14 protein-coding genes are annotated in these 17650 nt (G+C 65.5%); 6 read left to right on the top strand and 8 right to left on the bottom strand.

Features of this window, described 5'->3' with window-relative positions; translation table 11 throughout:
- Positions 1-25: 25 nt before the first annotated feature.
- A complete protein-coding gene (locus VN706_18135; protein ID HXT17567.1) occupies positions 26-2158 on the bottom strand; it encodes an LpqB family beta-propeller domain-containing protein in 2133 nt (710 codons plus the stop codon).
- 47 nt (positions 2159-2205) lie between these two features.
- On the opposite strand from VN706_18135, the gene VN706_18130 reads away from it, so the two are divergent.
- Positions 2206-3825, top strand: coding sequence for an ABC-F family ATP-binding cassette domain-containing protein (locus VN706_18130; GenBank protein ID HXT17566.1), 1620 nt, complete (start codon positions 2206-2208; stop codon positions 3823-3825).
- Positions 3826-3851: 26 nt separating this feature from the next.
- Positions 3852-4868, top strand: coding sequence for an LLM class flavin-dependent oxidoreductase (locus tag VN706_18125; GenBank protein HXT17565.1), 1017 nt, complete (start codon positions 3852-3854; stop codon positions 4866-4868).
- A 10-nt stretch (positions 4869-4878) separates the two neighbouring features.
- Here VN706_18125 and VN706_18120 read toward each other — a convergent pair whose 3' ends face one another.
- Positions 4879-7296, bottom strand: coding sequence for an ABC transporter permease (locus VN706_18120; protein HXT17564.1), 2418 nt, complete (start codon positions 7294-7296; stop codon positions 4879-4881).
- Positions 7297-7423: 127 nt separating this feature from the next.
- Here VN706_18120 and VN706_18115 point away from each other — a divergent pair, with 127 nt between their 5' ends.
- Positions 7424-7747 (top strand): hypothetical protein, encoded by a 324-nt coding sequence (locus VN706_18115; GenBank protein HXT17563.1) that lies wholly within the window; start codon positions 7424-7426, stop codon positions 7745-7747.
- 38 nt (positions 7748-7785) lie between these two features.
- Here VN706_18115 and VN706_18110 read toward each other — a convergent pair whose 3' ends face one another.
- On the bottom strand, positions 7786-9417 hold the full coding sequence (locus VN706_18110; GenBank protein HXT17562.1) for a HEAT repeat domain-containing protein: 1632 nt from the start codon (positions 9415-9417) through the stop codon (positions 7786-7788).
- 10 nt (positions 9418-9427) lie between these two features.
- Entirely contained in the window at positions 9428-10639 is a 1212-nt protein-coding gene (locus VN706_18105) for a DUF2911 domain-containing protein (GenBank protein ID HXT17561.1), read from the bottom strand.
- A 169-nt stretch (positions 10640-10808) separates the two neighbouring features.
- Between VN706_18105 and VN706_18100 the strand changes: the two genes are divergently transcribed.
- Positions 10809-11363, top strand: a complete 555-nt coding sequence (locus VN706_18100) for an RNA polymerase sigma factor (GenBank protein HXT17560.1) — start codon at positions 10809-10811, stop codon at positions 11361-11363.
- Entirely contained in the window at positions 11360-13339 is a 1980-nt protein-coding gene (locus VN706_18095) for a hypothetical protein (protein ID HXT17559.1), read from the top strand. The genes VN706_18100 and VN706_18095 overlap by 4 nt, the downstream gene beginning before the upstream one ends.
- 48 nt (positions 13340-13387) lie before the next feature.
- Here VN706_18095 and VN706_18090 read toward each other — a convergent pair whose 3' ends face one another.
- Both VN706_18090 and VN706_18085 read right to left on the bottom strand, forming a co-directional pair.
- Positions 13388-14083 carry an Ig-like domain-containing protein gene (locus VN706_18090; GenBank protein HXT17558.1) on the bottom strand — a complete coding sequence of 232 codons (696 nt, stop codon included), beginning with the start codon at positions 14081-14083 and terminating at the stop codon, positions 13388-13390.
- A 124-nt stretch (positions 14084-14207) separates the two neighbouring features.
- On the bottom strand, positions 14208-14576 hold the full coding sequence (locus VN706_18085; GenBank protein HXT17557.1) for a hypothetical protein: 369 nt from the start codon (positions 14574-14576) through the stop codon (positions 14208-14210).
- 344 nt (positions 14577-14920) lie between these two features.
- Here VN706_18085 and VN706_18080 point away from each other — a divergent pair, with 344 nt between their 5' ends.
- A complete protein-coding gene (locus VN706_18080; protein HXT17556.1) occupies positions 14921-15784 on the top strand; it encodes a hypothetical protein in 864 nt (287 codons plus the stop codon).
- On the opposite strand, the gene VN706_18075 is transcribed toward VN706_18080, so the two are convergent.
- Both VN706_18075 and VN706_18070 read right to left on the bottom strand, forming a co-directional pair.
- Positions 15723-17021, bottom strand: a complete 1299-nt coding sequence (locus tag VN706_18075) for a cytochrome c peroxidase (GenBank protein HXT17555.1) — start codon at positions 17019-17021, stop codon at positions 15723-15725. The two genes, VN706_18080 and VN706_18075, sit on opposite strands and share 62 nt — an antisense overlap.
- A 42-nt stretch (positions 17022-17063) precedes the next feature.
- Positions 17064-17555, bottom strand: a complete 492-nt coding sequence (locus VN706_18070; protein ID HXT17554.1) for a FixH family protein — start codon at positions 17553-17555, stop codon at positions 17064-17066.
- Positions 17556-17650 lie beyond the last annotated feature (95 nt).

The raw sequence follows: 17650 nt of genomic DNA, 5'->3' as shown, positions 1-17650 counted from the left end.
GACGCGCGGCCCGCCTGTCGGCACCTCACTGGACGACGTCCGGCCGCAAGTTCTTCGAAAAGAACGCATCCACGCGATGCCACGCGTCGCGCACCACGAAGCCGCGGTCGAAGTAGTGATACTCGCCGGGATACACCATGAAGCTTGTCAGATCGCCCTTCCCCGCCTTGAGCAGGTGATCCACGAGCAGCACCGAGTGAATGAACGGCACGTTGACGTCCGCGGTCCCGTGCAGGATCAACAACGGATGCTGAAGTTGATCGACGTGTGACATCGGCGCTGCCTTGGCATACACGTCCGGATGCTCGTCCGGCGTGCCGATGCGGCTCGTCGTCCAGCCGCCGTGATAGGGATCATCATAATAGAGCTTGTAATCCGCGACGCCGGCGACGTCGACCGCCGCGCGAAACCACGTTGGTTCCTGCGTGATGGCGAGGAGCGTGAAGAACCCGCCGTAGCTCAGCCCCCAGACGCCGATGCGATCCGGATCGACGTAGCCGAGCGATTTGAGATACGTCGCCGCCATGCGCGCGTCCTTCGCATCGTTGCCGCCGACGTCCATGTACACGTCGTTGCGCCACTGCCGGCCATATCCGATACTGCCGCGGTAGTCGGGCGCGATGACGACATAGCCCTGCTGCAGCAGATATTGATGAAACTCATAATAGACGGCTTCGTTGCGGTCCGTGTGCCAGCCGTCGTAGTTCTGATTCACGCCGTCGGGATGAATCCAGACGACTGCCGCGTGCTTCTTGGTGCGGTCAAAGTTCTTCGGCACGAAGAGCCACGCGGGTACCGGCTTCCCGTCCGGACCCGGATAGTGAATGAGCGTCGGCGCGACGAGCCGCGACTTGTCGATGCTCCCCGGCATCGAGGACGTCAGCCGCGTCACCCTGGCGTTCGCGACCGCGCCGGCGACGTAGAGATCCGCCGAGTTCTGAGCGTCAGTGTGCTGGAAGAGCAGCCGCGCGTCGTCGGGCGACCACTGCGGCGCCGTGTTCGTGCCGCTTCCCGACGTGACAGTGACGATGGTTGCGTTCGCGGGATTGTCGCCGATCGTCGCAAACTGAATCTCACGCGTGCCCGGCTTCTCGGCCGTGTTCGCGTCCCACGCGATGTGCTTGCTGTCGTGCGACCACACGGCGCGCCAGTGTTCGCCCGGCGTCTTCGTGATCTGCACCGGCGTGCCACCGGCCGTCGGGACGACGTAGATCTGATCCCAGCCGGTGACGTCGCTCGTGTAGAGCAGCCATCGGTGATCGGGAGAGATCGCGTTGTTCGTGGTGTTGACAGAACTGAAAAACTTCTCGGCCGTGTCGACGTGGAGAATGATCGGCGGTCCGCCGTTCGCATCGATGGACTCGGTCGTGCGCGTCAATCCGCCGTTCGAGACGCGCGTCGAGAGTGTGTGCGTCGCGTCGATCACGTTTCCGCCGCGGCCAAAGCCACCGCGCCCGGTAATGCGTTGGGGTGTTCCACCGCTCGCGGGCACCGTGAACGTCGTACCGCCGCCGCCACCGCGAGCGAACTCCGACGCGACGAAAATGAGCTTCGGTCCGATCTCCGGCGGCGATGCATAGTGCGGAATCGGCTCGGCGGCGCGCCCACCGACGGAGTAGATGAGATTCGCGCCGTCGGGCGACCACGACGGCGCGCCGAGGGTGCTGTCCGCGTGCGCGATCGTCTGGTCGGTGTTGGTCGCGAGCGTATGAACGATGAGATCGCCGCCGTTTGCGGCTCCGGTCACGAACGCGATGCGCGTCCCATCGGGCGACAGCGAGAACCCGTGCGCGTGTGCGGCCGAGGCCCACGCGGTGTGCGGTGCGCCACCCGTTACCGAGACGGCAACGAGCCCCCCGTCGCGCTGAAAAAAGAACGTGCGACCATCGCTGCTCCAAAATCCGCCATTGCCACTCTGGCCGTCGGCGTAAGTGGTCAGCGGCCTCGCCGGGCTCGAGCCGTTCGCGGGCGCCACCCAGACGTTGTTGATGCCGGCGCTGTCATAGGTGAACCAGACGTGGCTGCCGTCGGGCGTCCACTGGTGACTCGAGGGGTGTTTGATCGCGATGAGCTGATCGATGGTCAGCTTCGATTGCGCGGCGGAGCTCGCGGCAAGGAGCACCAGCGCCGGCAGCGACAGCATTCGGGGAGTGAACATGCCCAACGCTACCGCAAGCACCGAACTGATTCAACTAACTTTCGCACGTGACTCTTCTCTCGCTATCCAATGTCGGCGTCTCGTTCGGCGCCACCGAACTGTTCAAGAACATCACCTTCACCGTCGCCGAGGGCGAGCGCTGGGGTATCATCGGGCGCAACGGCGCCGGCAAGACGTCGATCTTCCGGCTGATCACCGGCGAGCTCGAACCAACGGTGGGCAGCGTGGCGCGCAAACCTGGCCTCCGCTGGGCACTGCTCGACCAGCACCGCGCATTCGAGGGCGCCACGACCGTCTGGGAAGCGGGTGCGGCTGCATGGCGCGAGGTCATCGCCCTGGAAAAACGCATCGCCCAGCAGGCGATCGAACTGGGTGAGCTGGGCGAGCGCGTCAGCGACGCCTTCCTCGAAAAATTCGGGCACGACCAGGAGCGCTTTTCGGACCTGGGCGGCTACATCTATCACGCGCGCGTCGACGCAGTGCTACAGGGGTTGGGCTTCGATGCCGAGGAGTCGAAGACGCGTCTCGTGTCGACGCTCTCGGGCGGCGAGCGCGGCCGCGTCGGACTCGCGGCGCAGCTCATTGCGCCGGCCGACTTGCTGCTGCTCGACGAACCCACGAACCACCTGGATCTCGATACGACGACGTGGCTCCAGCAATGGCTCGGCGAAGCCGACGAGACGGTCATCGTCGTGTCGCACGACCGCGCCTTCATGGACGCCATCTGCACGCACATCCTGCACGTGGAAGGGCGTACGAGCGAGTCGTACAAGGGCAACTACAGCCAGTTCGTCCCGCAGCGCGCGGAGCGACGTCTCACGCGCGATCGCGAGATCGAGAAGCAGCGCGCGTACGTCAAGAAGGAAGAGGAGTACATCCGGCGCAACATCGCGGGCGTCAACTCGTTTCAGGCGAAGGGCAAGCGCAAGCGACTCGAACGTCTGCCGCGGCTCGCGCCTCCACCCGGCGATCCGGCCGCGATGGATCTCACATTCGAGGTTGATGAACGCGGCGGCGATCAGGTGATCGCGGTGAAGGATCTCACGGTCGAGGTACCGGGCCGCGTGCTCGTCCAAGACTTCACCGGCGTGCTGCGGCGGAACGACTTCATCGCGCTCATCGGGCCGAACGGCGCGGGCAAGTCATCGTTCATCTCGACCATCATCGGCGACCGGGAGCCGGCGAGCGGCGAGGTAAAAATCGGCGGATCGATCACGCCCGCGTGGTTTCGTCAGGACTTGAGCGACCTCCCGCTTCGAAAGACGTTGTACGACGCCATCCAGGATCAGCGTCCGCTCTGGAGCCGCGGCCAGATACAAAATTGTCTCGGCGCGTTCGGGTTCAGCGGCGACGACGTGCAACGCGAGATCGGCACGCTCAGCGGCGGTGAGCGCGCGCGTGTTGCACTCGCCCTCATGACGCTCGCGCATGCCAACCTCCTCATCCTCGACGAGCCGACGAACCATCTCGACGTCGAGAACATCGAGGCGCTCGAGGATGCGCTCGAGGAATACGACGGCTCGGTGCTCCTGGTGAGTCACGACCGCGCATTTCTCCGCGAGGTGGCGACGCGGGTCTGGGCGTTCGACGGTACGCATGTCCGAGACTTTGACGGCCCGTTCGTCGAATGGGAAGCGGATCGCGTGCGTCGTGCGGCGAAGGCCTAGCCTCATGAGAATAACATGAGAATACGATGAAGAAGATCGGCTTTCTGTCATTTGGTCATTGGAGCGCGTCGCGCCAATCAGCGGCGCGCTCGGCGCGCGACGTTCTACAGCAGTCGATCGAGCTGGCGGTGGCGGCCGAAGCGCTCGGCGCGGACGGCGCATACTTTCGCGTCCATCACTTTGCGCAGCAGCTCGCGTCTCCCTTCCCGTTGCTCGCCGCCGTCGGCGCCAGAACGAGCCGCATCGAGATCGGCACGGCCGTCATCGACATGCGGTATGAGAATCCCTTCTACATGGTCGAGGACGCGGGCGCGGCCGACTTGATCAGCAACGGCCGGCTCCAGCTCGGAATCAGCCGCGGCTCGCCGGAGCAGGTCATCGAAGGCTGGCGACACTTCGGCTACGCGCCGCCGGACGGCGGAACCGACGCGGACTTGGGCCGCCGTCATGCCGAGGAGTTCTTGGAACTTCTGAAGGGAGAAGGATTCGCTCGGCCGAATCCAAGGCCGATGTTTCCGAACCCGCCCGGCATGCTTCGTCTGGAGCCGCATTCGGCGGGACTGCGCGATCGCATCTGGTGGGGCTCGGCGTCGAACAAGACGGCGACCTGGGCCGCGCAGCGCGGGATGAACCTGCAAAGCTCCACGCTCAAGGAAGACGAGTCGGGCGAACCGTTTCACGTTCAGCAGGCGCGCCAGATCCGCATTTTCCGGAAAGCCTGGAAGGAGGCGGGACACACGCGAGAGCCGCGCGTCTCGGTGTCTCGATCGATCTTCGCGCTGATGAACGATCGCGACCGCCTGTACTTCGGCCGCGATGAAAGCAGCGATCAGGTCGGACTGCTCGACAACATGCGGGCGGTGTTCGGCCGATCATATGCCGCTGATCCAGAAGTGCTCATTGAAGAACTCAGAACGGATGAAGCGATCGCCGAAGCGGATACGCTCCTGCTGACCGTGCCCAACACACTCGGCGTCGAGTACAACGCGCACGTCATCGAATCCATTCTCACGCACGTCGCGCCGGCGCTGGGCTGGCGATGAGCGTCACGGCCTACGCGCCCTGTATCACGCGCATGACGTCCATGCGCGTTACACGGCGGAGCGGTCCATAGGTTCCGGCAATCACGATGCAAACGAGCGCCGCCGCCGCAATTCCCGTCGGCAATGCGTTCGGGATGAACGCATCGGCCGGCCGGCGTTGATCGAGCAGATACGATCCCGCGAGCGCGGCGACGCGGCCGCTCACGAACCAGCCGGCCACGAGGCCAACCAATCCCATCATCCAGAGATCGGTCGCGATCGCGCGAGCGAGGTTCACACTCGATGCGCCCAGAGCGATGCGCACGCCAAGCTCGCGCGCGCGCAGCTCAGTCGTGAAGGAGGTGAGGCTGTAGACGCCGACCATCGCCAGGAAAAGCGCGAACACGGCGATCGTGAGCAGAAACATTCCCCGCCCCCGGCTGAGCACCGTCCACTGTTCGACTTGCGCATTGACCGATGTCAGATCGGTAATGACGATTCTCGAATCGAACTTCCGCAGCGCGGTGGAAAGCGGCGGCAGCGCGTTGCGCACGTCGCCCCGCAGTCGTACGAAGAGTCGCTGAACGGGAAACGAAGCGGAGATGGCGCCGAGCGTGTAGATCGGTTCGCTGAGCGCGGCGAAGTGGGGGCCGAAGCGAACGTCGGGAACCACGCCGACGATCGTCAACCACACCTTCTTGCGCCCGTCGCGCCAGCGTAGGCGGCGTCCGACTGCTGAGTCGGGGCTCGCGTAGCCCAGATAACGGGTCGACGTCTCCGACAATACCGCCACCGGCGCGTGATTCCGAAACTCGGCGTCGGTCGCAAGTCGCCCGGCGATCGGCTCGAGTCCAAGCGTCGAGAAATAGTCCGGCGTCACGTCGTGCCAGCCGATCGCCGCCTCCACCGAGCGACCATCGGCGAGCCAGAGCATCGCTTCCCCGCTCGGTGAGCGAACGACCGCGGCACTCGCAACGCCCGGAACGCCGCGGAGAAACTCGCGCACGTCCGCGGCGGCGCCGGCGCGCGCCGAGCTGTCGGCGACGAAGAGGTTCGCCGCGACCATGTGAGAATAGTCATACCCCGGACCTCGCGACTCCGCACGGCGCGCCATCTGCACGAACGTTCCGACGGACGAGACGCAGATCAGCGCGAGCGCGATCTGTAGCGCGACAAGGCTTCGACGACCGCGCAGCTCGTGGGCGCCGCTGGTCACCGTGCCGGCGTCGCCCGAGAGGACGACGCGAAGATCGATTCGGGATAGATCGATCGCGGGCGCAAGCGCGCAGACGGTGCCGACGATCGTCGTCAGCAGCGCGCCGAACGCGATCGTTCGCCAATCGAGCGACGGTTCGACGGGCAGCGAGCCGCCGAGCCAGACTTTGCTGAACCCGATTAGCCAACGCGCAAGGATCACGGCACCCGCCGCGCCGATGAGCGCGATGATCACACCCTCCGAACCGAGCAGCGCGACGATGCGCCGCGAGCCGGCGCCGAGCGCGGAGCGGACCGCGATCTCGCCGCGGCGGCGCATGCCGCGCGCGAGCGCCATTGTCGCGAAGTTCACCGCGCAGAGCACGACGATCGCGATCGCCGCCGCGATCCAGATGCTCGACAATTCGCGATAATCCATGGTCACATGCTTCGCGAGCGGCATCGCGAGCGGGCGGAACAAGCTTCCTCGATCGCGCACCATCTCGTCCGAGCGCTGCACGACCACGGCCAGCTCGGCGGAAGCGCGTTCGGGCGTCGCACCCGGAGCCAGCCGAGCGATCGCGGCGTAGTATGGAACGTCACGATCGCCGGACGCTGCGTCGGCGCGAAGCGCGTCGTCGTCGAGCGGATACCAGAGCTGTACGCCGGCTGGAAGGTCGAAGTGATCGGGCATCACACCGACCACCGTCCGTTGCGCACCGTTGATCGTGATCGCGCGTCCGACGATATCGCGGTCTCCGCCGAAGCGCGATCGCCACAGGTTGAACGAGAGGATCACGGGGGCGGACGCCCCGAGTCGTGCGTCGGACGGCGTGAACGATCGTCCGAGGAACGGGCGCGTCCCGAGGACATCGATGAAGCTCGCGGTGACGCTGGCGGCCGGATATTCGCGTGCGTCGCCGCTCACGCCGATGACGGCGGGTGGTGTTCCGAATCGCCACGCGGCAATCGACGCGAACGATTTCACGCCAGTCCGCGCCGCCTCGAGATGTCGCGGGCTGACGCTCCAGCGGTATGCGCGCGTCGAGGGAATGACTTCGTAGAGGTGAACGAGCTGCTCGGCATGCGGATATGGGAGCGGCCGCAAAAAAATGGCGTCCACCATACTGAAGATCGCCGTCGCGAGCGACATGCCCAGCGCGAGCGACAGCGCCGCCCCGATCGTGAATGCCGGCCGTCGGCGCAGGCGGGCAAACGCTCCGCGAACTTCATCGGCGACTGCTTCGCGCGACATGGCGTAGGTTGGTTTATTTCTGTCGAAGCGTCAAGAGAAGCGGCTGGCGAACGCGACCGCTCAGCGGCACGAGGTCGGCGCGAGATGTGCCGGCTCGAGTACTCATTCAAAACCCCCGGAGGGATTGATGATCGCACGCGTCTGGCACGGTTATGCGACGCCGGAGAACGCTGAGAGTTATGAGAACATGCTCAAGCCGGAGCTCCTGCCCGGGATCGGAGACAAAGAGGGCTACCGGGGAAGCTACCTGTTACGCCGGGAGCTCGGCGGTGAGGTCGAATTCATCACGATCCTGCTCTGGGATTCGCTCGACGCTATTCGCGCGGCCGCGGGGCACGACGATTACGAGACCGCGATCGTTCCGGAAGAGCGGCGCAAGTATCTCGTGCGATACGACGCGAAGGCCGCGCACTACGACGTCGCGGCCACACACGGAACGCCGGCGCGCTAGCGTCGGTGATTTTGAACGGTGGGCAAGCACCGGAGAGTTTACGGGCGACGAATTCTCGCGCTCACGATCCGGTCACCGAGCTCGATCCGATCCACCACATCCTGCCCCGCGACAACCCGGCCAAGCGACGTGAAATCGCCTTCGTTGTGCGGCTGCGGCGTGTGGTTGAGCGTATAGCCGGGACGTCCGGTATCGAGCCCGGCGCTCGCCCACGCGAGGTTGCCGCGCGTGAGCCGATGCCGATTCACTTCGTCGCGTTGAACCGCGGCGTCGCGAATCGTTTCCTGCTGATCCACGAAGTCCGGAACGACGCGCGTGAATTCCGTACCCACCATCGTTCCCGCGTTCGTGATTCGCTCGAGCGCATCCGTCGCGAGCGGAGCATCGCCCGCATAGAGCTCGATCTCGATGGCGCCGCGCGGCGTTTCCCAGCGCGCGCGGGGCAGTGGCTGACCCATGTACGCCGGGACAACCCACGTCTCGACGATCGCACGGTACTCGTTCATTGGACGAGCCGCGATCGTCGCCCGCGGACGCGGTCCTCGACCACCGCCGCGACCCGCGTTGGGTATCGTGTCGCGCAGCAACTGCGCGGCGGCGTTCCGGCAATACGAGACGCTGTCGTTCGCCATGTCGGTCGCCGCGGCGCGCGCTTCAGCGTTCGCGAACACATTGAGTGTGCGCATGGCGGTCGCGCGCAACGCGCACGAGCGCGGATTCCGCGCGGCATCGAGCAGCCGCGGAATTGTCCACGCCGCCCGCGCCCGCGCCAAGCCCTCTGCGGCACTGACTGAGATCCACGAATCCCTCGAGTCCAGTGCGCCGGCCAAGCGCGCGACCGCCGCCGAATCATTGAAGGTGGCCAGGGCGCGAATGGCTTCGGTGCGCACGCGCCGATCGGAATCCCCGAGTGCGGCGATCAGCGCGCGTTCGGCGCGATCGCCTACGGACGCCGAGTCCGCCTGCGGTTTCGTGAGCGCGCGAACCGCCCATGAACGAACGAGCGGTGAACGATCGCGCGCGAGCGTCAGCAGGGCCGGCACGGCCGCGGGATCTCGTGGGCGAAACAACCCCCACGTCGCTCGCCAACGAATTTCTTCGTCGGCCGACGTCGTCCACTTCATGATGGGCGCGATGTCGCCGCGCGCGGTCGAACGACCGATCGATAGAAGCGCCTCTCCTATCGCGTCGCTGGATCGCGGTCCCGCGGTCGCGCGCGTGAGAAAACGCGCAAGCGCCTCGCGCGCCGCGGCGGTCTTGATCTTCCCCAGCGCGCACGCCGCCTCGGTCAACACCGTCCGCGGTGTCCGCGAATTTGCGAGCAGCGAGTCGAACCACGGGATCGTGAGACTATCATGCAACTGTCCCACGGCAAATACGCGCGTCGCCGCGAGCGCGGTATCGCGATCGAGCGGCACGGCGCGAAGCAGCTCGACTCCGCGCGCGTCTCGAAGTCGGGCCACCGACAGCATCGCGCGACGGCGGACCTCGGGATGCGCGGAAGCGAGGAGCCGCGTGAGCTCCGGTGCATCGAAGGCACGTGTGTCCTCGAGCATCAGGAGCGTCGCAATGTCAGCGATCGCCGCGGAATCGAGCGGCGGGCGCTTCGGAGTTTGTGCTCCGACGCGAAGGGCGAAGATGACGGGGAGGAAACGAGCAAAGCGGCGCATGGCCGCGAAGTTACCGGGTCTTCGCCGGCGCGGGAACAGGAGCCTGTATCGCCGCCGACCATCGAAACTGACCCCACTCCATGACGAGCCGGCCACGTCCAGCACCGGCTTTGGCCGCGGCGTCCGGCTCGACGCGAATGGTGAATTGCTCCACGTTGCCGGGAAGCGAATCCACCTGCATTGGCTTTCGCGCGACGTCGGCACTCGATCGATACGACGTTCCCCACTGTCCTGTCTGCCCGTTCACGATCAACTGCACGCCGGTTTTCGAGGGCAGCGTCCACAACGTGTACTTGCCGGCGTGAAGCGGAATACCGGCGAGCGTGATCGGCTCGGACGTCGTGAACTGCGTGGCGGCGTTCGCTCCGGTGCGCCACACCTGATCGTACGGGATGAGCCCACCCACCAGCGTGCGCCCGCGACGAGCCGGCCGGCTGTACGTGATCGTGAGTATCGCCGAGCCGAGCGTGTCCTGGACGAAGTCGCCCGGACTCAGCTCCGACGGCACGCCGGTCTCGAGCTCCGCGGCGGCCAAACGTGTTGTAAGAGAATCGATATTAGGAACTTCTGATACGCGGCGCACCTCCTGCTTGTACGTGGTGCCCGCGCCGGAATACGCCACCATCCGCCCGGCCGAATCGAAGTGAGCCACACCGCTGCCCGCGAGCCCGGTGCTGGCGAGCGAATAGGAGCCGTCGGACTGCCGCCTGATGTCGGCGTATCCGATGTGCGATTCGTCCCATCCCTCGAAGAAGTATTGCCCGATGCGCGCGGCCGCACCTTGTCGGCGCGCCGCGTCGAACAGCGGCTCGTAGGTGCTGTACACGAACGCATTCCACGGCACGGTGGCCGGATACTGCTTCTGGTATGCGAAGTCGCGCGAACCCGCCGCGACCCCGCGCGACAGCGAGATGGTGTTGCCGCTGAAGTCGGCGGTGTGGTGGATGTGCTGGTTCGCTGGCTCGGCATTCGGGATGTACGTGTCCATCGACCACTTCTGCACGCTCCCGTCCGGCCCGAGTTGGGCCGTCCAGTGGCGGCGCGTGACGCGCGGCGATCGGCCGACGGCGTCGACGACGATGCGGCTCGGCGTTCGAGTCACCTGTTCGACGGAGGTGGTGTCGCTGCCAAGCGTCGCGACGAAGCCGTAGCGCTCTTCGTGCTGGGTGCCGCACGCGACGAGCGCGAGCAGCAGGGCGATGCGACAAGCGGTGGAAGTCATACGATGCCTGCGCGAGGGTCGAGGAAGCAGCGGATGAGACTACAATAGATCTCTGATCGCCGCGCGCCACACCCGGGGGCGCCATACTTACAGCATCCGTACGCCACCTTCGCCGGGCCTGCCGGAGGCCAAGGTAACCTTTTCGACCCGGCGTGCATTCTCATGATGTATGGCGAGCCTCCACTCCCCTCGAATAGAAACGCCCCGCATCGTCACGGCGAACGACGCTGAACTTGCCGAGCGCGTGCGGCTCGGCGACGACGAAGCGCTTGCCGCGCTCTTTGAGCGTCATGCCGAGGCGATCTATCACCTCACGTTTCGCCTCCTCGGATCACGAGACGACGCCGAGGATGCGGTGCAGGACGTGTTCGTCGGATTGCGGTTGGCGCTGGGCAAGTATGAGGAGCGCGGCACATTCGGCGCGTGGCTTCGGCGGCTCGCCGCACGCACCGCGTTGATGCGGCTCCGCAGCGCGCGAACACGCGCCATGCGTGAGGCCGCGGCCGAAGTCACGGTGGAGAGCGCGCCGCCGCAGGACGACCACGTCGAGCGCGCACTGGCGGCATTGCCGGCGGGGATGCGCGCGGTGGTCGTGCTCAAGGCGCTCGAGGGTCATGGGCACGAGGAGGTCGCACGATTGCTCGGTATCAGCGTCAGCGCCTCCAAAGTTCGCTTTCACCGCGCCATTCTCAAGCTCAAACGATTGTTAGAGGATTCACAATGAGATTCTCGATAGATGGATTTCGTCGCCTCTCGGTCGAGGACGTACGTTCGATCGAGTCCGCGCTGCGCCGGCCGCTCGCTTCGCGAATGCGCCCGCAGGTACGCGATCGCGTGTTCGAACGCGTGGCGGCACGCGAGCAGGTATTGCTTCCGGTGAACGATTCGCCGGCGCACGCCCGACCGGTCTTCGGCCGCATTGGTGTGTGGGCCGCATTGGCGCTGGCCGGACTGTCGCTGGTGATTCTGCCGCGCCGGGCGGTGGACGCGAGTCCGACCGCCGGCACGCTCGACGTGCGGCAGGGCGGAACGGCGAATGAGCCTGTCGTGACCGTACGATATGCGGCGCCGGCGACGCTCGCCGGCGATCGGCAACTCGAGTTGCGTATTGTGTCCTATCAGAACAGCCAGCTCGTTCCCCACCCTGTCGCAACCGTCGGCCTTCAACGGCGCGACGACGGCCTCTTCGAGGCGACAGCACCGTTGCCGCCCGGTACGACACTCATGCAGTTCACGGTCGCGTCGACGGACGGCCAACGCGTCGACGACAACGATTCACGCGGATGGGAGCAGATTGTTCGCGACGGCGGCAAGCCGTCGTTCGACGGTCTTTGGGTGCAATTCGCCCTGCATGGCCGCGATGACTGGGAGCGGTCGTTCGTCGCCGCGCGAACCATGGCGAGCGACTATCCCGACAATCCCACCGGGCTGCGATTCTTCCTGGGCGACTCATTGCGACTTGGCGGTGCCGCGAACGCCGACGCCGTGATCGCGGCGTTTCGGCCGCGTGTGCACGCAGTGGCCGCGAAGCTCGCCGACGCGCGCGTCGACGCATCGACAATGAGCGAGATGGCTTTTCTCGCCGGCGTCGCGCGTGACACGGCGCTCCTTCGGCACTGGCGCCAGCGGATGATTCGTGAATACCCGCGCGCGCCCGGCACCATCCAGCAGCGCGTGTTCGCGGTTTTCGATTCCGTTCCCGACCCGCGCGCACGACTTGCCGCGCTCGAACTGGTCTGGCGCGAAAGTGGAGGCCAGGCCATTCAACTGCTCGCCGACGCGTTCAACCTGGCGACGTCGCTGTCCGACTCGGCCGCGGTCATCCGCTGGGGCGACCGGCTCGCCGATTTCGGCGGCGGCTATCAATCGATGGTGGCGGCGCGGTACATCGAAATTCCGAATCTTCGCGACAAGGGCGAGCGGATTCTGCGCGACATGCTGGGCTCGACACCACGTGCGCAACAGGCGCCGCTTCTTCTCAACCTTGGAAAAGCGCTGCTGCGTGACGGCCATTTGGTCGCGGCGCGCGACACGCTGCGCGAAGCCGTCGCATTCGGCCGAAGTTCATCGGCGGCGCGTTTGCTGGGTGACGCCACCTTGGCGTTGGGCGATACGATCGGCGCTGCCCGCGAGTACGCGTGGGCCGCGGCCGACTGGCGGCTGCCGAGCGCGCTCGGCGACAGTTTGCGTCTGCGCGTCGGCGCGTTGCATGACTCGTCGTGGACGGATCTCGTCCAGCACCGACGTGCCGACCTTTTGGCGAAGCTGCTTGTGACCGCGATTCACCGCCCGTTCGACGCGAACGCTTCGCTGATTGATTCCAGCGGACGCCGCTACCGCGTCAAGGACATCGTCGGTGATGGAGTGGCCGTCATCGCGTTCGCCTCGCGCTACTGCGCGCCCTCGCTTGGCGATCTCGCATCGGTGGATTCCGTCTCCCGTCTGTTGCGCGACGCGGACGTGCCGACCCTCATGGCGGTCGAGGAGGGACGTGACTCGGCGATTTCCACGACGTTCGCGAGATGGGGATTCCATGGAGCTGTGATGTTCGACGACCGCGCGGAAGTCGCGAGGGCCATCAGGCAGAGCGTCACGCCGCAGTATTTCGTGGTCGACGACGGCAAGGTTCGCTTCGTGACGAACCGCGCCGTTGATTTGGCAGGCATGGTCGCCGCCGTTCAACAGTCGAGAAAAAAGTGAATGGATGATGAATGCACCTCGCAGCAGACGTTCAACGCCGGTTCCGGCCTACGGCGCCGGCGCGATCCCGTTCGCGAACAACGCGATCGGGGCTACCGTCCCGTTGAGCCGCGCAAGCAGCGTATCGGCGCCGACGCTCGGCCCCAGAATCCAATGGACCGTCGCGATACCATCCGCGTTCGTGAAGGCGGACGCCGCGTTGCCATCCGTGCGCCCATTCGCCGATCCGCCATTGCGCGCCTGGAAGAGCACCATGGCGTTCGGTACCGGGTTGCCGTACGTATCAAGCGCCCGCACCGAGGGATCGGTCGGCACCGCCGTTCCAGCGATCGCTGACTGGTTGCCGCCGCCGGCGATGTCGAGAGTCAGCGCGGCGCCGGGCTCGGCGATCGCGGTGAACACGACCGGTGAGAGCCCGTCGGCGGTTGCCGTCGCTGTTTGCGGGCCGGCCCTCGTTCCGAGCGTCCACATGATGCTTGCCTGTCCCAGGTTATCCGTCTGTGCGGTCGTCGTCGCGAGCGATCCGCCTCCGCTGGTAATCGCAAACATGACGGAACTTCCCTGAACGGGATTGCCGCCGGCGTCCAGTACGGTGGCCGCAATGGCAACGGATGTGGCGACGTCCGCGCGAAGCGTATCGCCGACGGCGGATGCGATAGTTGCCGGCTTTGAATCAGGCCCTGAGGGGTTGAACAAATCGCCGGCGCACGCCATGGCGGCGAACGCGACAGCGGCGACGATCATACTTCTCAGATACGACACGACCAGGCTCCCGGAATGGCTGCTGAATGGTTTGGTGATTCCGGGTTAGTACACGCGCGAGATTCAGGGGATCCCACGCGACGATTGAGCCAGCGGCGACGGGACGTTACTGCCGCGTGAATACCAGTGTCTGGCGACTCCAGCGGATTCCATCGACCGCCGTCTGCGAGCGCGACAGGGTTCGGCCGCTCGCGTCGAGTGTCCAACGTTCCTCGATCTCGAGCGTTCGGTCCGGCCGCTTCTCGACGCGCCGCAGTACGAGCGTATCGCCGATCCACCCTTTGACGCTCGTCCGCGTCTCGATGGGCTGACCAGCGGCCGCCTGCATCGACAGGTAGGTCGAACGCATCTGAACGGGTGGTCGCCCGGCATCGACCACGTCCGCGACGACGAGGAGCGTATCGCCATGGTTCGACACGGTGAGAGTAAGACCAGCCAATGCGGGATCGTGCTTGTCGAATTTCGTGGTATCCATCTTCCAGGTCCCCGTGATGTCGGGGTGGTTTGCACTTGACTGCGCGCCGAGAGAAGCGGCGGCCGCAAGAATGGTTGCGCACACCCCCACGCAAAATCTCCGAGCGAACATCACACCCTGCCTGTGAAAAGAGTGAATTCGAGGTTGGCGGAGGATACTTGACCGCGTTCCGCGTCCGATGACCGTCTCGTGCCAGATGTGTCCAGGATCTGTAAGAAGCGCCGAGCGCAGAAAGCGTGTGCGATGCATCGCGAGTCGGTGACGCCGGTGACGCCGGCGGAATCGGCGCGGTTCGGCATCGTATGCTGAATCGATCTGCCTCATCGCGTCTGTCGCTCGCTGTCATGACCTTCATGACGTTCGTTGTGCCACTGACGGTCGCCGCCTGTTCCGACGGATCGGGGCTGAGCACCGGCACACTGCTGAGCGATACCGCCTCCGTCGACGGCGATTTCCGTGAGACGGCGTCCGTCGCTCCGAGTCCTCTGCGCGCAGCGGTCGACGTCACGCTGCTGATCATGAACCGGGGCACGAGACCCGAGACGTTGTATTCGTCAGAGAGCGGTAGCTGCGACGGCGGCCTGATCGTGCGAGCGTGGCATCACGCGAATGGACGAAACACGCTGGCGTGGCTTTCGTCGGCGGTACCGGTCGTGCCCTGTCCCGGACACCCCCTGCCACTCGTCCTCGCGCCGAACGCGAGTGTTTCGTTGACTCGAGAAATCGGCAACGCCGAGATCCTGGGCGATTCGCTGCCATCGGATACCTACATCCTGACGGCGAGCGCCGATCTGCGATCACCAACGCTTCCCGCGCAGGTTACGGCCGCGTCGATCTTCATCGGACTCGAATACATCGTGCCGCCCGGGACAGTGCTCGACGGAACGTGGTCCGGCGGGGCGGACGGAATTCTGCTGCGGCTGGCGCTGCGCTGGACGGCGGATTCGGTCAACGGCACGGGCACATATGTCGCGACTCCGCCCTACTCGAACCGCTGCGGTGGCAGCACGCTCCGGGGATCGGGAACGGTCAAGTTCACCGCGGCGCGCACCGAGGACCGCCTCGTCGGTCACATGGCGTTCGACAACGGGTGGACTCCTCCCTACAGCGCCGTTCAGACCGGCCGAGACCTGCTCGACGGTCACTTCATGTCGGTGGATGTCGGGCCGTGTCCGATGCCGCTCGGCCGAGAGATCCCGGCACAATGACCGGACCGTCGAGCGTGCGCAGAAACGCCTCGAGCTGTCGCACCTCGGCGCTCGTCAGGTGAAGCGCTTCGAGCTCAGAGTGGCCGACCGCGGCAGCCGGCGCCCGATTGTAGTGATCGAGCACCGCGGCCAAGTTCGCAAACTCGCCGTCATGTCCGTACGGCGGCCGCAGCGCAACGTTGCGGAGTGACGGCGTGCGAAACGCCCCGACGAGCTCCGCGCCGGAGCGTTTCGCATAGCGCAGCTCCGCGCAGTCGTTCGCGGAGGCGTCACTGTAACGGCCCAGACAATTGAAATCGCTTGCATCCGCGAGCCTGATGCCGACGCTGCGACCCGAATCCCGCGGCTGCGCACCGCCCACGCCGACGTTGTGAAAGAGATTGTCCGTCAGCAAGGCGCCGCTGTGACATCGAGTGCACTGCGCGCGCCCGATGAAGAGTCGCGCCCCGGCGCGTTCGTCGCGAGAAAGCAACACGCGGTCGCGACGCGTGCCGGCGGAGTCGCCCAGGCCGGCGACGTAACGATCGAACCGCGACGGACCGAACCGAATGCCACGTTCGAACGCCTCGATGGATTTACCGAGGTTGACGAATACTCGGGTCACACTGTCCTTCGTCGCGTCGGGCAGCCGGTCCCACGCCGCGCGTTCGTCGGCGGTTCCGTTTGGTCCCGCCGAATGGGGCAAATGGCTCACGTCAGGAAGCGCGCCGAATATTCGTTCGTAGTCCCGGGCGAGCGATTGTGCAACCACGCGCGCATACAGCGTACGAGTGCCGCCATGCTCGACCGCGCTCTCGAACGGACCGAGCGCCTGCGACCAGGGGCTGTCGGCTCGGCCGTCCCAGAACAGCCATGGGCTGTACGTCGAAGCGACCACGGTCATCGTACGGCGGCCGGTTGTCCCGACACCGGCACCAAGGCGTCGATCGTCCTGAAATTGCCGATTGGGGAGGTGGCACGTCGCGCAGGCCACTCGGCCGTTTATGCTGAAACTGCTATCAAAGAACACTCGTCGCCCGAACGCCGCCGCCATGGCGCTCGAGGCGTACCGATTCGACGGGTCGGCCGGGAGCTCATCGATGTGCGCGAGCGTGAGCGATTGCAGCTTCGCTATCTCGTCCGCCGACCAGCTTTCCGACGTGTGGTCCGGAATCGTCGATCGTGCGAATCCCGTAACAACGATCATGGCCGCGCCGCCGGCGGCCAGGAATGCCCCGAACGCGAGCCTTCGCATCATGAGCCTTCGCATCATGAGCCTTGGCATCATCACAGGCATTCCTCAGCGCAACCCGAGGTTGAACCGGACGCTGTCGGTTCCCGCCGGGCCCTGGATCACGAACTTGACGACCCACCAACCGGACATGCTGAACTTCATTCCTTCGATTCGGTAATCGCCGCCGTCGGGCACGCCGCTCATCTCCGGACTTGTCGGCAGTCCGTGCCCGTGCTCCGGCATGCCGCCGTCGACACAGATGGTCGCTTCGTCGACCGCGACGCCGGTCGTGTCTTCGACGTGCAGAATCCACTCGTGGAGCTTGCCCGTGGGCGGCGGCGACTCGGGGGCTTTGATCGAGACGCGATACAAGCCGCCTTGCGTCACGCGCGTGCGGCTAAAATCGCGCGCGACGGCGGGAATGAAATCCTTTTTCCAGCCTTGCTGAATCGTGCACGTCTGAGCCGGCAGCTTGGTTGCCCCGACCACGGCGGCGCACACCAACGCCGCGACAGGGATGGAGACAAGGCGCGTGATTCGCATGATTCCGAATGCCATCCGGGGAGGGTGCACGGTGAACGACACGTTAGCACAACGCTCAGTGTGCCGAGCGAATCTTTCGTGCCGGATTTGTGCAGAAAATGTCCGGCGTG

The sequence above is a fragment of the Gemmatimonadaceae bacterium genome (genome assembly GCA_035606695.1).
Lineage (GTDB): Bacteria > Gemmatimonadota > Gemmatimonadetes > Gemmatimonadales > Gemmatimonadaceae > JAQBQB01.
Note: the sequence above shows the minus strand (reverse complement) of the source record. Positions and strands in the feature narration are given on the sequence as shown.

Coding starts and splice junctions, on each gene's coding strand:
- VN706_18135 (HXT17567.1), bottom strand. CDS start 2,158: ATGTTCACTCCCCGAATGCTGTCGCTGCCGGCGCTGGTGCTCCTTGCC.
- VN706_18125 (HXT17565.1), top strand. CDS start 3,852: ATGAAGAAGATCGGCTTTCTGTCATTTGGTCATTGGAGCGCGTCGCGC.
- VN706_18120 (HXT17564.1), bottom strand. CDS start 7,296: ATGTCGCGCGAAGCAGTCGCCGATGAAGTTCGCGGAGCGTTTGCCCGC.
- VN706_18115 (HXT17563.1), top strand. CDS start 7,424: ATGATCGCACGCGTCTGGCACGGTTATGCGACGCCGGAGAACGCTGAG.
- VN706_18110 (HXT17562.1), bottom strand. CDS start 9,417: ATGCGCCGCTTTGCTCGTTTCCTCCCCGTCATCTTCGCCCTTCGCGTC.
- VN706_18105 (HXT17561.1), bottom strand. CDS start 10,639: ATGACTTCCACCGCTTGTCGCATCGCCCTGCTGCTCGCGCTCGTCGCG.
- VN706_18100 (HXT17560.1), top strand. CDS start 10,809: ATGGCGAGCCTCCACTCCCCTCGAATAGAAACGCCCCGCATCGTCACG.
- VN706_18095 (HXT17559.1), top strand. CDS start 11,360: ATGAGATTCTCGATAGATGGATTTCGTCGCCTCTCGGTCGAGGACGTA.
- VN706_18090 (HXT17558.1), bottom strand. CDS start 14,083: ATGATCGTCGCCGCTGTCGCGTTCGCCGCCATGGCGTGCGCCGGCGAT.
- VN706_18085 (HXT17557.1), bottom strand. CDS start 14,576: ATGGATACCACGAAATTCGACAAGCACGATCCCGCATTGGCTGGTCTT.
- VN706_18080 (HXT17556.1), top strand. CDS start 14,921: ATGACCTTCATGACGTTCGTTGTGCCACTGACGGTCGCCGCCTGTTCC.
- VN706_18075 (HXT17555.1), bottom strand. CDS start 17,021: ATGATGCGAAGGCTCGCGTTCGGGGCATTCCTGGCCGCCGGCGGCGCG.
- VN706_18070 (HXT17554.1), bottom strand. CDS start 17,555: ATGGCATTCGGAATCATGCGAATCACGCGCCTTGTCTCCATCCCTGTC.